We start from the raw sequence: 13,801 nt of genomic DNA, 5'->3' as shown, positions 1-13,801 counted from the left end.
CTTGCGCCACCCATTGTTGACGACTGCGCATCAATGGGATGCGACAGATATCGAGAACGAGGAGGAGTCGCGGCATGATGCCCGGGTGGACACCGATCTCACCGCCCCCGCGCACGCCGCCTCGCTGACGTTGCCCGACCTCATCGACCTGTTCGAGCTCGCCTGCTCCGACGACCCGCGGAACCGGGTGAGCACCTGGATCGGCCGGCCCCAGCCACTACCCGAGGACCGGCTCTTCGGCGGCCTGCTGCTGGCGCAGTCGCTGATGGCGGCCGGACGCACCGCCGACCCCGAGCAGCGGGTGGTGAGCCTGCAAGCCGACTTCGTGGCCGGTGTCCCCACCGGAGGAGAGCTGCGGTGGGAGGTGGAGCGGGTTTCCGAGGCGCCGTCGCTGTGCACGCGCCGGTCGCGCCTGGTCGACGACTCGGGCAACGAGCTCTTCGGCGCGGTGTCCAGGTGGGCGCGCATCCGCGAGGACCAGCCGTCGTACTCCTCGGCGCGGCCGGTCGAAGCCCCCGACCCCGAGGGGCTGCCGGACCTCGCCGACCGCTTCGCCGACGACGAGCGCGTCCCGCCGTGGTGGCGGATGGCGCGGCCGGTGCACTTGCGCCACGTCGTGGAGCCGCCGTACCTCGCCCCGACCGGGGAGGGCGACCGGCGGACCACGTTCCTGCGCGCCACGGGACCGCTGCCGGAGGACCACGTCCTGCGCGCGGCGCTGGTGGCCTACGTGACCGACATGAGCGTGCTCGAGCCCGCGTTCGTGGCACTCCGCGCGGCTCGCCACGCCCCCGGCGCCCGGATCCTCAGCCTGACGCACGCGCTGACCTTCCACGCCCAGCCCGACCTGGGCGCGTGGCACCAGTTCGACTGCCGGGTGGAGTCGGTGGCGAACGGGCGGGCGCACGGCGTCGGCGAACTCTTCGACCCGTCGGGCCGCCACGTCGCCACGGCCGCGCAGGTCGGCCTGCTCAAGGTCGTCCGCTGACGACCTCCGCCCGGCGCGCTTCCGTTCAAATTTCGCGCGAAATTTGAATCCGGACGCCATGTCGCATCGGGAGTGGGGCTGGTCGCAGAGGCTTGCGGGGTTTTCGGTACCCGCACCGCCACGCGAACGAGGGCTCAGGTCGCGTTCGGCGGGAGGCTCGGTGTCGGGAGCGCTTCCTCGGAGGCCTCCAGGACCGCTTTGAGGGCCGGGTTGGTGTCGCCGTGGCGCCAGATGAGCCGGGAGTAGGTGGCCGCCATCCCCTCCTCGAGCGGGATTGCGCGGATGCCTTCCTGGACCACGTTGTTGACCGCCACGTCGATCGAGAAGGTGATGCCGACCCCGGCGGCGACCAGTGCCATCGCCGTCCACGAGTCCGGCGCGGTCTGGACGATGTTGGGTGCGTAGCCGGCGGCGTGGGCTTTCCGGATGAACCCGTCGCGCACGCTCGAACCCGGGTCCGCCGGCAGCATCACGAAGGGTTCGTAGCGCAGGTCGGCCATGCTGACCCGCTCGCGACCCGCCAGCGGGTGCTCCGCGGGGACCACGATCACGTGGTGCTCGACCGTCAGGATCCGGTGATCGATGCCCGGTGGCTCGACCGTCCACCGCACGATCGCGAGGTCGAGGTCGCCGTCCATGACCGCGCGCAGGGCCGCGTCGTTGAAGGTCCTGCTGCGCAGGCTGAGTTCGATGCCGGGGTGCTTCTCCCGCACGCTGCGGCCGAGCTGCCCGACGAGCAGGTACGACGACGGGCCGGCGAAGCCCATCCGCACGCGGCCGGTCTTGCCCCGGCCCGCCGACTGCACCGCCCGCCGGGCCACCCGGAAGCCGTCGACGATCTGGCGGGCCGGCTCGACGAGCGCCTCTCCGGCGCTGGTCAACCGGACGCTGCGGGTGGTGCGGTCGAACAGCTGCGCACCGAGGTCCCGCTCGAGCTGCTTGATAGTGCGGCTCAGCGGCGGCTGGGCGATGTGCAGCCGATCGGCGGCGCGGCCGAAGTGCAGCTCCTCGGCGACGGCGAGGAACGCCTGGAGGTGGTGCAGGTCCATGGCGAGCACTTTTGCGCACGAGGCAACAATGTCGCAAGCATTAGGTATTGGACGGGCATAAGCGGCCGAGGCCATGCTTGCGGTCATGAGCACCGACCTCCTCCCGCTCGAGGGCATCACCGTGGTCGCCCTGGAGCAGGCCGTCGCGGCGCCGCTCGCGACCCGCCACCTCGCCGACCTCGGAGCGCGGGTCATCAAGCTGGAACGGGTCGGGGAGGGCGACTTCGCCCGCAACTACGACCACGCCGTGCACGGCCTGGCGTCGCACTTCGTGTGGCTCAACCGCGGCAAGGAGTCCGTGGCCCTGGACCTCAAGTCCGCGGAGGGCGCCGACATCGCGCGCCGTCTGGTGGCGGAGGCGGACGTGTTCCTGCAGAACGCGGCACCCGGCGCGGCCGAGCGCCTCGGCCTGGGCGCCGACGAGCTCGCGGCCCGGCACCCGCGCCTGGTGATCGCGGGAATCTCCGGCTACGGCACCCACGGACCGCTGAGCGACCGGAAGGCCTACGACATGCTGATCCAGGCCGAGTCCGGCCTGATCTCGGTCACGGGCACGCCGGAAACCGCGACCAAGACAGGTGTTCCCTCCGCTGACATCGCGGCGGGTCTCTACACCGCTCAGGCCGTCGTAGCGGCGCTGTTGCGGCGCGAGCGCACCGGAAGCGGTGGCGTGGTCGACATCTCCATGTTCGACGCCACCGTCGAGTGGCTCGGCCACCCGATGTACATGCAGATGTACGGCGGTCGGCAGATCCCGCGGATGGGGGTCAGCCACGCCTCGATCGCGCCGTACGACGCGTACCCGACCAGCGACGGGGAGATCCTGATCGGCGTTCAGAACGACCGGGGTTGGCGGGCGCTGGTCGCCGAGGTCTTCGAGCGGCCGGACCTCGCCGAACATCCTCGGCTGGCCACCAACCCGCTGCGGGTCCGGCACCGGCAGGAGTGCGACGCCGTCGTGGCGGAGCTGACCCGGCGCTTCACCACGGCCGAGCTCGACACCCGGCTCGCCGCGGCCGGCGTCCCGGCCGCCCAGGTCAACGACATGGCCGGGTTGGTCGACCACGCCCAGCTCGCGGCCCGCGACCGGTGGCGCGAGGTGGCGACGCCGGCGGGTCCGGTGCGAGCCGTGCTGCCCCCGATGACTTTTCGCGACGTCGAGCTGAAGATGGGTGACATCCCCGAGCTCGGCGCGCACACCGACGGGGTGCTCGGCGAGCTCGGCATCGACCTCGACACCCGCGACCGGCTCGCCGCCTCCGGCGTGGTCGGCCGTCCGGCCGCCGCACCCGACCCCACCTCCTGACCTCGCCGATCCGCCGACCACCCGCCGCCCTAGGAGCTTCTGCCATGGAACCCGACGAGTTCACCTCGGTCCTCGAGGCCGTTCGCGCGTTCGTCCGCAAGGAGGTCGTCGCCGCGGAGGACGAGATCGAGGAGACCGACGAGATCCCGGAACGGCTGCGCCGGAAGGCAGCGGAGATGGGGCTGTTCGGCTACGCCATCCCCGAGGAGTACGGCGGACTCGGCTTCAGCATGTCGGAGGAGGTGCGGCTGGCGATGGAGCTGGGGTGGACGACGCCCTCGTTCCGCTCGATGTTCGGCACCAACAACGGCATCGCGGGTCAGGTGCTGGTCAACTGCGGTACGGAGCGCCAGAAGGACGCCTACCTGCCGGCACTGGCCAGCGGCGAGCGGATCGCGTCGTTCGCCCTCACCGAACCGGAGGCCGGCTCGGACCCGAGCGGGCTGACCACCCGCGCCGCGCGCGATGGTGACGACTACGTGATCAACGGCCAGAAGCGGTTCATCACCAACGCGATCTGGGCCGACCTGCTGATGGTCTTCGCCCGCACCGGCGACGTGAGCGAGGGGGCTCGCAACATCTCGGTCTTCGTCGTGCCGACCGGTGCCGACGGAGTCAGGATCGGCCCGAAGGACCACAAGATGGGGCAGCGCGGTGCCGTGACGTCCGAGATCTTCTTCGACGACGTCCGGGTCCCGGCCGAGAACCTCATCGGCGAGGTCGAGGGCGAGGGCTTTTCGGCCGCGATGCGCTCCCTGGCGAAGGGACGGCTGCACATCGCCGCTCTCACCGTCGGTCTGGCGGACCGGCTCATCGATGAGAGCCTGCGCCACGCCACGACGAACGGCCAGGGCGGGCAGAAGCTCGCCGAGTTCCAGCTGGTCCAGGCGATGCTCGCGGAGAGCCGCACCGAGGCCTACGCGGGGCGGGCGATGGTGCTCGAGGCGGCCCGCAGCTGGGACGACGGCAGCGATCGCCGGCTGGCTCCCTCGATGTGCAAGCTCTTCTGCGCCGAGGCGGTCGACCGGATCGCCGATCGCGCCGTGCAGGTCCACGGCGGCCTCGGCTACATGCGCGAGGTGCCGGTCGAGCGGTTCTACCGCGACGCACGGTTGTTCCGCCTCTACGAGGGGACCAGCGAGATCCAGAAGCTGATCATCGCCAAGCAGATGATCAAGGGGTTCGAGGCGTGAGCGCCGTCGTCGTCGAGGACCGCGGGCCCGTCCGCGTCCTCACCATCGACCGGCCCGCGCGCCGCAACGCGCTCGACCTCGACGACCGGCTCGAACTGCTCGACGCGCTCGAAGCCGCCGACCGCGAGGCCCGGGCCATCGTGCTCACCGGCGCGGGCACCGTCTTCTGCGCCGGCGGCGACATCCGGTCGATGTCCCAGGACCGGGAGGTCGCACGCAGGCGGCTCGACGTCGTCAACGCCGTGGCGCGCCAGATGGTCACCGGCGAGCGTCCCATCGTCGCCGCAGTCGAGGGCGGTGCCTTCGGCCTCGGCCTGGCCCTGGCGGCGGCGTGCGACGTGGTCGTCGCGGGCCGCTCGGCGACCTTCTCGACGTCCTTCGCGAAGATCGGGCTGGCCCCCGACACCGGGCTGTCCTACACGCTGCCGCTGCGAGTGGGGCGGGGCAGGACCCGGGAACTGCTGCTGACCGCGCGCACCTTCGACGCGGCGGAAGCCGAGCGCATCGGCTTGGTGGAGACCCTCGTCGACGACGGTGCCGCGCTCGAAGCGGCGACCGCCACCGCGACCGCGCTGGCGGAGTCGTCGGCGCCCATGATCGCCGGGGTGCGCCACCTGCTGGCGCAGCCCGACCAGAGCCTCGAAGGCCTGCTGGCGGCCGAAGCGGACACGCAGGTCGACCTGCTGGGCGGACCGCAGTTCGCCGAAGGGCGAGCGGCCTTCCTGGAACGCCGCCGCCCGGACTTCCGGAACACCTGAGGTCGTGGCGTCATGTCAGCAGCTTGCGCAGCTCCGCCTTCTTGATCTTCCCCGCGGCGGAGGTGGGCAGCGCGTCGACGACTTCGATGTCGCGGATCTTCTTGTAGGGGAGGACTCGTTCGGCGACGAACGCCTTGACCTGATCGGTGTCGAGAACCGCGCCGTTTCGCGGGACGACGAAGGCGACGGGTTCCTCGCCGACCGAGGGATCTGATCGACCCACGACCGCGGCCGCGCTGATGTCGGGATGGGTGTGCAGCAGTTCTTCGAGTTCGCGGGGGTAGATGTTGTAGCCCTTGTAGATCAGCATCTCCTTGGCCCGGCCGGCGATGAAGACGAACCCGTCCTCGTCCCAGTAGCCGAGATCACCGGTGCGGAGCCATCCGCCGACGAACTGCTCGGCGGTCGCCTCGGGGTTGTCGAGGTAGCCGCCGGTCACCTGCGGTCCGCGCACCCACAGCTCGCCGACCTCGTTCGGTGGCAGCACGCCGGTGCCCTCACCGGGAGCGCGCACCTCCACCTCCGTGTCCGCCACGGGCAGGCCGACGCTGCCGAGCTTGCGCTCGGCGCCGCGCAGCAGCGGGGACGCGGTGACCAAGCAGGTCGCCTCGGTGAGGCCGTACCCCGCCGAGACCACAGCGGAGGGGAACGCGGCTTGCAGACCTTCCAGCGTGGCCTGATCGATCGGTGCGGCCCCGGATGAGAGCGCCGCGGTGGAGGACAGGTCGTAGTTCTCCAGAGCGGGGCAGTCCAGGATCTGGTGCCACATCGCGGGGCTGCCGGTGATGTAGGTGGCGCGGTGCCGCTCGATGGACTCGAGCAGCCGCTCCGGTGAGAAGCGTCCGGTCAGCACGAGGGTGGTGCCGCACAGGAGCAGGAAGTTCATGTTGATCAGGGCGTGCGCGTGGAAAAGCGGTGACACCACGATGGAAACACCCTCGCCTGGTCGCACGCCGCCCTCGGGAACGCCGTCGATCGCGCGCAGTTCGCACTCCCGGCCATCGGCGGTGATCAGGTGCGCTGCGCGCCAGGCGGTCATCTGGGCGGCGTTGGCCACGACGTTGCGGTGCAGCACGCGGACGCCCTTGGCGACGCCGGTCGTGCCGCCGGTGTAGGCGAGGTGGGCGACGTCTTCGCCGGTCACCGCGATCGCGGGCGGTGCCGCGGAGTGCCCGGCCACGAACTCCGGTACCGGAACGATCCCTTCTCCCGCCGGCATCGGCTCGTCCGAGGGGGCGCAAGCGCTCGGTGGTGCCACCAGGACCGTCCGGACGGAAGTGCCGGTTCGGGCCTCGCGCAGGACGGCCGCGTGCGCCGGGTGGGTCACCACGGCCGTGGCGCCGGTGTCGCGAAGCTGCTTGCGCAGGCCCGGAGCCGGCTCCAGCGGGTTCGAGAGGGACACGGCCGCGCCGGCGAGCAGCGCACCGAAGTAGCCGATGGGGAACCAGACGCTGTTCGCCAGGTGCAGCTGGACCACGTCGCCTTCGGCGACGCCCGCGGCTCGCAGGGCGTTGGCGAGCGCGGCCGCCCGCTCGTGCAGCTGCGTGAACGTGAGCCGTTCATCCCCGTCGATCACGGCGACCCGGTCGCCGTAGAGCTTCGCCGCGGCGGCGTTGAGGTCCGGCAGCGTCAGGTCCGGGTAGTCGATCGAGGTCGGCATTCCCTCCGGCCAGTACGCGTTCATCGGTGATCCCCTCTGCGGCCCACGTGTCGATGCCGACTGATTTCTGCCTGCGAATGACCAGTTCTCCGAGTCGGGCGCCTCGGTTCGGTTCTGGCGCAGCAAGAATCGGATTCCACCACCGCGACTCGGCCAGGGGCAAAGACAAAGCCCCGCACGGTTCCATCATCGAAACCTATATGCGCAGGTGACAAGCCCGTTGAGCGAGCGTATCGTCCGTCGAGTGGATCTGCGCCTCGTCAGGTACTTCCTCGCCGTGGTCGACCACGGCGGGATCACCAGGGCCGCTCAGGCGCTGTACATCGCGCAGCCTTCGCTGTCCCAGGCGATCCGCACGCTCGAACGGGAGCTCGGTGTGGAGCTCTTCGACCGATCCGGCCGCCAGCTCACCTTGAGCTCGGACGGGGAGGCTTTCGCGGGGCCCGCGCGCAACATCCTGATCGCTGCGGAGGGCGCCAAGGCCAAAGTGCGGTCCGTGCACGACCTCGCCGCCGGCCGGTTGGAGATCGCCACCGTCTCGACGCTGGCGGTGGACCCGTTGGCGGAGCTGACCAGCGGGCTGCTGAGCCGTCATCCCGACGTCCTGGTCAACGTCCTGGATCCCGGGAGCCCTGCCGGGGTCGTGGGCCAGGTCCGGCGGGGGAAGGCCGAGTTCGGCCTGGTGGAGCTTCCGGTGAAGGGCGATGAGGCGCTGCGCTCCCGCGAACTGCGGGAGCAGGAGATCACCCTCGTTCTCCCGCCCGCGCTGGCAGCCGACCTTCCCGATCCGGTGCCGATCGAAGCGATCGCCGCGATCCCGCTGGTGCTCGAGGTGTCCGACGCGGGCGGCGTTCCGCTCATCGATCACCGGTTGGCGCAGGCGGTCGGCAACGTCGCGGTCGAATGCGCGCATCGGCAGGCGATCTGGGATCTGGTCATGCGCGGAGCCGGCGCGACGTTTCTTCCCCGGCAGATCGCTGAAACCCAGCTGCACGGCGTGGTGGTGCGCTCTTTGACGCCGTCGATCGAGCGCACCATCGGGTTGCTGTTCCGCCGAGGTCCGCTCTCCCCGGCCGCCGCGGCCTTCCTCGACGTCGCCGAGATCATCCGAGCGGAGCGTTCTCGCGAGCGAGTTCCACGAACGCCCGGCCGGCTGGAGACAGGCCCGAAGGTTCGTACGCGAGACCGTAAGCGCGGCTGAGGCCCGGTTCGGTCTGACGCACGACAGCGCCCCGTCGCGCTGCTTCTTCGGCCATCGATCGTTCGAGGAAAGTCGCCCCCACCCCGTTGAAGACGAGCGGAAGCCGCGCCTCCCGATGCTGGATGATCACCGTCGGCCGGATCACTCCGCCCGCTCGGGCGACCGCGGATTCGATGTGCCGGGTGTGGGAGCCGCCGCGCGGAACGATCACGTGGGGGACGTCGGGCAGCGCTGACAGCGGCAGCGGGTCATCGGGCGGTAGGTCGGAGCCGGGCGGGCAGACCAGCCACCAGTCCTGCACACCGAGTTCATCCACGGTGAGATCAGCGTCGTCGAGGACCGGCAGGTGGGTCACCACGATCTCGCAGTGGCCGTCTCGGACCAGCGACGGCGCCGAGGTCTCGTCGTGCAGAGTTCCGATGCGCACCGAGACCCCGGGGAACCTCTGCCGGAACGAAGCGACCAGCGTTGCCACGGGTTCTACCGAGAGGGCGGCCAGCGCGAGGATGTCCAGCCGCCCGCGCGGCTTCCCGGAGGAGTCGGCCAGCGATCCTTCCGCGGTGACGACGGTGCGCAGCATCCTGCGCGCCGGCCCGACCAGGGCGTGGCCCGCTGAGGTCAGCACCATGCCGCGACCGATCCGGTGGAACAGGTCGACGTCGAGCTCGCGCTCGAGCCCGCGGATGGCCTGCGAAACCGTGGGCTGAGCCACGCCGAGCGAGGTCGAAGCGGCGTTGAGGCCGTCGTTGTCCACGACCGCGAGGAAGTACTCGACCTGTTGCAGGTGCACGATCTCACCCTAACCGCGACGGTGTTCGTGCGACCGACCTGCGGATATAGGCAGTGCCACTCCGACGGTTCCACCTCCGGTCTTTGACCTGGTGACCCAGGTCACTCAGCGTGCTGCACAGGACAACGGGCGTTTCGCCGAAAACACGCACCCCCCGGGTGCGCAATCCTCCGCCACCTGCGAGATCGCTGCCTCGAAGGGACCGAGACATGTCAACACCCAGCACATCAGCTCTGACCGCCGAGGTGTCGGACCCAGGTGGAGGAACCAGGGGAAAGGCGTGGAGACTCACGGGGCTCCTGGTCCTGCTCTACGTCGTCAACTGGGCGGACAAGGCGGTGCTGGGCATCGTCGCGCAGCCGCTGGCCAAGGAACTCGGACTGTCGGCGTCGCAGATCGGCCTGGTCGGCAGCGCGTTCTTCCTGACCTTCACCGTCGGCGGGTTCTTCGCGGGAATGCTGGACAAGTACACGACCCTCAAGTGGTCGATGGTGCTGCTCTCCATCGGCTGGGCTGCGGCGATGCTCCCGACGGTCTTCGCAGCGACCTTCGCCGTGCTGCTGTTCAGCCGCATGTTCCTCGGCTTCACCGAGGGGCCGTCCTCGGCGCTGATCCACACCGGCACGTACTCGTGGCACCCCCGTGAGAAGCGCGGGCTGCCCTCGGCCTGCATCACCGGCGCGTCCTCCATCGCGAAGATCGTGGTGGCACCCGTCCTGGCCCTCGTGGTCGCCCAATTCGGCTGGCGGGCGGCGTTCCTCGTCCTGGCCGTGGCCGGCGTTGCGTGGTGCGCGATCTGGCTGCCGTCCTGGGAGGTCGGCCCGTACGGCGAGGAGAAGGCGAGCAGGCAGCCCGGCGGTGCGGTGCCCGACGTCCCCTGGCGGCGAATCATCCTGACCCCGAGCTTCCTCGGTGGGGCTGCTGCGATCTTCGCGATGTACGCGCTGGTGACCGTCGTGCTGACCTGGCTCCCGTCCTACTTCGAGGTCGGTCTCGGCTACTCAGCGGTGCAGGCCGGGTCGATGTTCGGCTTTCCCAGCATCGCGAGCCTGGTGCTGATGTTCGCGCTGTCGTTCACCAGTGATCGGCTGATCGCCCGCGGTGCGACCTCGCGGGTGCTGCGCGGCCTGCTCCCGTCGGCCGGTCTGGTGATCTGCGGTGCGGCGATGACCACGTTGCCCCTCCTCGACACCCCCTGGGTCGCCGTAGCGGTCGTGTCGGTCGGATACGCGTTCGGCGCCAGCATCTTCCCGTTGTTCAACTCGGCGATCTCGGAAATCGTCCCGCCGCAGCAGCTCGCGGGCACCCTCGGCGTCTTCATGGCGATCATGTCGACGGGCGGGCTGCTCGGTCCCTACCTGACCGGGCTGATCGTCGACGGCGCCGCGTCCGCTGCGGACGGCTACGCGCTCGCCTTCCAGATCTTCGGGATCATCGCTCTCGTCGGCGGAACGATCGCGCTGCTGGCGGTCAACCCGGAGCGGGACAAGGCCCGCCTGATGGGTGCGCGGGCCGCTGCGACGAACGCTGACTGACCACGGGACCGGAGGGACGCCTCGGCGCGGTTCGCCGCGTGGTGCCGGGCGTTCAGCGCCCGCGACACGTTCCCGGACCGGGCACCCATAGGTCGCGGCTATCGGGCCGTTCCGCACTCGGTCTTTGTGCGGATGGTGAGCGGCGAGAAGGATTCACTGGGAGCGAAGGAGGCACTCGCATGAGGGATGCGGTCATCGTCGATGCTGTTCGCACACCGGTCGGCAAGCGCAACGGAGCGCTCGCGGACATTCATCCGGTCGACCTGTCGGCCCAGGTGCTCACCTCGCTCGTCGAGCGCACCGAGGTGGAGCCGGCCGAGATCGACGACGTCATCTGGGGTTGCGTCAGCCAGGTCGGTGACCAGGCCGGCAGCGTCGGCCGTCTCGCCGTGCTCGCCGCGGGGTGGCCCGAAGCCGTTCCCAGCACGGTGGTCGACCGCCGCTGCGGCTCCAGCCAGCAGGCCGTGCACTTCGCCGCCGCGGGGATCGCCGCCGGGCACTACGAGTTCGCGATCGCCGGCGGCGTGGAATCGATGAGCCGGGTGCCGATGGGATCCGCAGCGCAAGGCGGCGAACCACATCCGGCCTCCGTCCTCGAGCGCTACGGCGTGGGTGGCTTCAACCAGGGCATCGGCGCGGAGATGATGGCCGCCAAGTGGGGGTTGTCGCGGCAGCAGCTCGACGAGTACGCGTGCCGGTCGCACGCGAGAGCGGCCGCGGCGGTCGACTCCGGGGTGCTCGACGGGCAGCTGGTGCCCGTCGCCGGTGGGCTTCGGAGCGATGAGGGGATCCGGCGCGGCTCGTCGGTCGAAACGCTGGCCGGGCTGCGGACCGCCTTCCGCGAGGACGGCGTGATCACGGCGGGCAACTCGTCCCAGATCTCCGACGGCGCGGGCGCCCTGCTGATCACCTCATCGGAGACGGCCGCATCCCGCGGACTTCGGCCGATCGCGCGGGTGCACACCGTCGCGCTGGCCGGCGACGACCCGGTCATGATGCTCACCGCACCGATCGCGGCCACCGCCAAAGCGCTGAAGAAGTCCGGCCTGAGCATCGACGACATCGGCGCGTTCGAGGTGAACGAAGCCTTCGCGCCCGTTCCCCTGGCTTGGCGTGCGGAAACCGGGGCACCTGCCGAACGGCTCAACCCGCTCGGCGGTGCCATCGCGGTGGGGCATCCGCTGGGTGGCTCGGGTGCGGTGCTGATGACCCGGCTGCTGCACCACATGAACAACCAGGGCATGCGGTACGGCCTGCAGACGATGTGCGAAGCGGGTGGTATGGCCAACGCCACAGTTCTCGAACTGCTCTGAACCTCCGGTCATCCACGAGGGGCTCCACCATGAGAAGGACGATCTACGGCGCGGAGCACGACGCCTTCCGCGAGACGGCGCGCGAGTTCCTCACCAAGGAGGTCGTGCCGCAATTCCCCGACTGGGAAGAGGCCGGCCTCGTGCCGCGGGAGATCTTCACCAGGATCGGCGAGCTCGGCGTTCTGGGGATCCAGGTGCCGGAGGAGTACGGCGGGGCCGGGATCGACAGCTTCCTGTACTCCGCGGTGTGGGCGGAGGAAACCGCAAGGGCCTACGTCAACCTCGGCGGTCTGAGCGTGCACTTGAACGTCGTGCTGCCGTACTTCCTCGCCTACTGCGACGAGCAGCAGAAGCGGCGCTGGCTTCCCGGCCTGGCCGGCGGCGAGCTGATGGCCTCGATCGCGATGACCGAGCCCGGCACCGGATCCGACCTGGCGGCGATGGCGACCACTGCCGAGAAGGACGGCGACCACTTCGTGCTGAACGGAGCGAAGACCTTCATCACCGGCGGCATCAACGCCGATCTGGTGATCGTCGTCGCCCGCACGAGTACCGCGGAGAACCGCCGGGGTGGCCTTTCGCTGCTCGTCGTCGAACGTGACATGGCCGGGTTCGCGCGGGGTCGCAACCTCGACAAGATCGGGCTGAGAACGCAGGACACGGCGGAACTGTTCTTCGACGACGTCCGCGTTCCGGTGGGCAACCTGCTCGGTGAGGAGGGCAAGGCCTTCGACTACCTCACGGGCAACCTCCCCCAGGAGCGCCTGGGCATCGCGGTGGGCGCCCAAGCAGCGGCCGAGGCCGCGCTGACGACGACGCTGGAGTACGTGCAGGAGCGCTCGGCGTTCGGCACCACCGTGTCCTCCTTCCAGAACACCAAGTTCGAACTCGCCTCCTGCGCAACGGACATCGAGGCCGGACGTTCGATGCTGGACCGGGCGCTGGCCGAGCACGACGCAGGGGAGCTGTCGGGCGCCGACGCGGCGAAGGTGAAGATCTTCTGCACCGAACTGCAGGGACGGGTGATCGACCGGTGCCTGCAACTGCACGGCGGCTACGGATACATCCGGGAGTACCCGATCGGCCGGCTGTACGCCGACGCCCGGGTCAGCCGGATCTACGGCGGAACGACCGAGGTGCTCAAGACGATCATCAGCAAGTCGTTGGGGCTGTGAGCAGCGCACGAGAAGGGGATTTCCGCATGCGCCTGGAAGGAACGTCCACCGCCATCACGGGCGGCGCGTCGGGGCTGGGGCTGGCCACGGCTCGCCGGTTGGTCGAAGCCGGTGGCAAGGTGACGATCATCGACCTGCCGACCTCCGACGGACCGGAGATCGCGAAGGAACTCGGGGAGGCGGCCCGGTTCGTCGCGGCGGACGTCACCGACACCGAGCAGTTCGCCGCCGCGCTCGACGCCGCCGACGAGCACGGTGCGCTGCGCGGGATCGTGCACTGCGCCGGTGCGAGCCGCAAGGTCCGACTGCTGGACCGGGACGGAAACCCCGGATCGCTGGAGGACTTCGAGTGGGTGATCAAGCTCAACCTGATCGGTTCGTTCAACGCCTTGCGCCTCGGGGCCGCGCGGATGGCCCGCCATGACGTGGTCGACGGCGAACGCGGCGCCATCGTGTTGACCGCGTCAGTGGCCGCCTACGAGGGGCAGATCGGTCAGATCCCGTACACGGCGTCGAAGGCGGGGATCGTGGGCATGACCCTGACCGCAGCGCGCGATCTCGCGAGCAAGTCGATCCGCGTGTGCACCATCGCGCCGGGGGTGATGGACACCCCGCTGCTGGCCCGGTTGCGCGATGACGTGCGCGCGTCGCTCGAGAGCACCGTGCCCAACCCGTCCCGCCTCGGCCGCACCGACGAGTTCGGCCACCTCGCCTGCAGCATCCTCGAGAACGGCTACCTCAACGGCGAAACCATCCGCCTCGACGGGGCCATCCGGATGACCCCGCGCTAGGCGTGCTGCACGGGGAGGTGGAACGGGGACACGGGCTCGGTG

General features: G+C 70.1%; 12 protein-coding genes. 9 read left to right on the top strand and 3 right to left on the bottom strand.

The annotated features are described in order from the left end of the window. Window positions 1–85: 85 nt before the first annotated feature. Window positions 86–988: an acyl-CoA thioesterase domain-containing protein gene (locus tag AB0J78_RS06760; protein ID WP_363787681.1), complete on the top strand. Its 903-nt coding sequence runs from the start codon at window positions 86–88 to the stop codon at window positions 986–988. 134 nt (window positions 989–1,122) lie between these two features. Here the strand turns inward: AB0J78_RS06760 and AB0J78_RS06755 are convergent, their stop codons facing one another. Next, on the bottom strand, window positions 1,123–2,037 hold the full coding sequence (locus AB0J78_RS06755) for a LysR substrate-binding domain-containing protein (protein WP_363787680.1): 915 nt from the start codon (window positions 2,035–2,037) through the stop codon (window positions 1,123–1,125). A gap of 85 nt (window positions 2,038–2,122) precedes the next feature. Here AB0J78_RS06755 and AB0J78_RS06750 point away from each other — a divergent pair, with 85 nt between their 5' ends. From AB0J78_RS06750 to AB0J78_RS06740, 3 genes are read left to right on the top strand one after another with little or no spacing between them, the layout of a single operon-like run. Then, a complete protein-coding gene (locus AB0J78_RS06750) occupies window positions 2,123–3,343 on the top strand; it encodes a CaiB/BaiF CoA-transferase family protein (RefSeq protein WP_363787679.1) in 1,221 nt (406 codons plus the stop codon). Window positions 3,344–3,387: 44 nt separating this feature from the next. Then, the gene (locus tag AB0J78_RS06745) at window positions 3,388–4,536 is read left to right on the top strand and encodes an acyl-CoA dehydrogenase family protein (protein ID WP_363787678.1); all 1,149 of its coding nucleotides are present in this window, start codon (window positions 3,388–3,390) and stop codon (window positions 4,534–4,536) included. Continuing rightward, complete coding sequence (locus tag AB0J78_RS06740; RefSeq protein WP_363787677.1) at window positions 4,533–5,294, top strand: enoyl-CoA hydratase-related protein; 762 nt, start codon at window positions 4,533–4,535, stop codon at window positions 5,292–5,294. The genes AB0J78_RS06745 and AB0J78_RS06740 overlap by 4 nt, the downstream gene beginning before the upstream one ends. A gap of 10 nt (window positions 5,295–5,304) precedes the next feature. On the opposite strand, the gene AB0J78_RS06735 is transcribed toward AB0J78_RS06740, so the two are convergent. Further along, on the bottom strand, window positions 5,305–6,978 hold the full coding sequence (locus tag AB0J78_RS06735; RefSeq protein WP_363787676.1) for an AMP-binding protein: 1,674 nt from the start codon (window positions 6,976–6,978) through the stop codon (window positions 5,305–5,307). 220 nt (window positions 6,979–7,198) lie between these two features. On the opposite strand from AB0J78_RS06735, the gene AB0J78_RS06730 reads away from it, so the two are divergent. After that, window positions 7,199–8,155, top strand: coding sequence for a LysR family transcriptional regulator (locus AB0J78_RS06730; protein ID WP_363787675.1), 957 nt, complete (start codon window positions 7,199–7,201; stop codon window positions 8,153–8,155). Here AB0J78_RS06730 and AB0J78_RS06725 read toward each other — a convergent pair. Then, the gene (locus AB0J78_RS06725) at window positions 8,058–8,945 is read right to left on the bottom strand and encodes a LysR family transcriptional regulator (RefSeq protein WP_363787674.1); all 888 of its coding nucleotides are present in this window, start codon (window positions 8,943–8,945) and stop codon (window positions 8,058–8,060) included. The two genes, AB0J78_RS06730 and AB0J78_RS06725, sit on opposite strands and share 98 nt — an antisense overlap. 209 nt (window positions 8,946–9,154) lie before the next feature. Here AB0J78_RS06725 and AB0J78_RS06720 point away from each other — a divergent pair, with 209 nt between their 5' ends. The 4 genes from AB0J78_RS06720 to AB0J78_RS06705 all read left to right on the top strand — a co-directional run bounded on the left by AB0J78_RS06720 (window position 9,155) and on the right by AB0J78_RS06705 (window position 13,759). Further along, on the top strand, window positions 9,155–10,480 hold the full coding sequence (locus AB0J78_RS06720) for an MFS transporter (RefSeq protein ID WP_363787673.1): 1,326 nt from the start codon (window positions 9,155–9,157) through the stop codon (window positions 10,478–10,480). Window positions 10,481–10,659: 179 nt separating this feature from the next. Then, window positions 10,660–11,793 (top strand): acetyl-CoA C-acyltransferase, encoded by a 1,134-nt coding sequence (locus tag AB0J78_RS06715; protein ID WP_363787672.1) that lies wholly within the window; start codon window positions 10,660–10,662, stop codon window positions 11,791–11,793. Window positions 11,794–11,822: 29 nt separating this feature from the next. Next, window positions 11,823–12,968, top strand: coding sequence for an acyl-CoA dehydrogenase family protein (locus AB0J78_RS06710; protein WP_363787671.1), 1,146 nt, complete (start codon window positions 11,823–11,825; stop codon window positions 12,966–12,968). A gap of 26 nt (window positions 12,969–12,994) precedes the next feature. Continuing rightward, window positions 12,995–13,759 carry an SDR family NAD(P)-dependent oxidoreductase gene (locus AB0J78_RS06705; RefSeq protein WP_363787670.1) on the top strand — a complete coding sequence of 255 codons (765 nt, stop codon included), beginning with the start codon at window positions 12,995–12,997 and terminating at the stop codon, window positions 13,757–13,759. Window positions 13,760–13,801 lie beyond the last annotated feature (42 nt).

This window comes from Saccharopolyspora sp. NPDC049426 (assembly GCF_040676935.1).
Lineage (GTDB): Bacteria > Actinomycetota > Actinomycetes > Mycobacteriales > Pseudonocardiaceae > Saccharopolyspora.
The sequence above is the reverse complement of the archived record's forward strand: the minus strand, read 5'-3'. Positions and strand labels throughout refer to the sequence as shown.

What these genes read in the sequence shown, in the direction of transcription:
- AB0J78_RS06735 (WP_363787676.1), bottom strand. Translation starts at nt 6,978, where the DNA reads ATGAACGCGTACTGGCCGGAGGGAATGCCGACCTCGATCGACTACCCG.
- AB0J78_RS06720 (WP_363787673.1), top strand. Translation starts at nt 9,155, where the DNA reads ATGTCAACACCCAGCACATCAGCTCTGACCGCCGAGGTGTCGGACCCA.
- AB0J78_RS06710 (WP_363787671.1), top strand. Translation starts at nt 11,823, where the DNA reads ATGAGAAGGACGATCTACGGCGCGGAGCACGACGCCTTCCGCGAGACG.
- AB0J78_RS06750 (WP_363787679.1), top strand. Translation starts at nt 2,123, where the DNA reads ATGAGCACCGACCTCCTCCCGCTCGAGGGCATCACCGTGGTCGCCCTG.
- AB0J78_RS06745 (WP_363787678.1), top strand. Translation starts at nt 3,388, where the DNA reads ATGGAACCCGACGAGTTCACCTCGGTCCTCGAGGCCGTTCGCGCGTTC.
- AB0J78_RS06705 (WP_363787670.1), top strand. Translation starts at nt 12,995, where the DNA reads ATGCGCCTGGAAGGAACGTCCACCGCCATCACGGGCGGCGCGTCGGGG.
- AB0J78_RS06755 (WP_363787680.1), bottom strand. Translation starts at nt 2,037, where the DNA reads ATGGACCTGCACCACCTCCAGGCGTTCCTCGCCGTCGCCGAGGAGCTG.
- AB0J78_RS06715 (WP_363787672.1), top strand. Translation starts at nt 10,660, where the DNA reads ATGAGGGATGCGGTCATCGTCGATGCTGTTCGCACACCGGTCGGCAAG.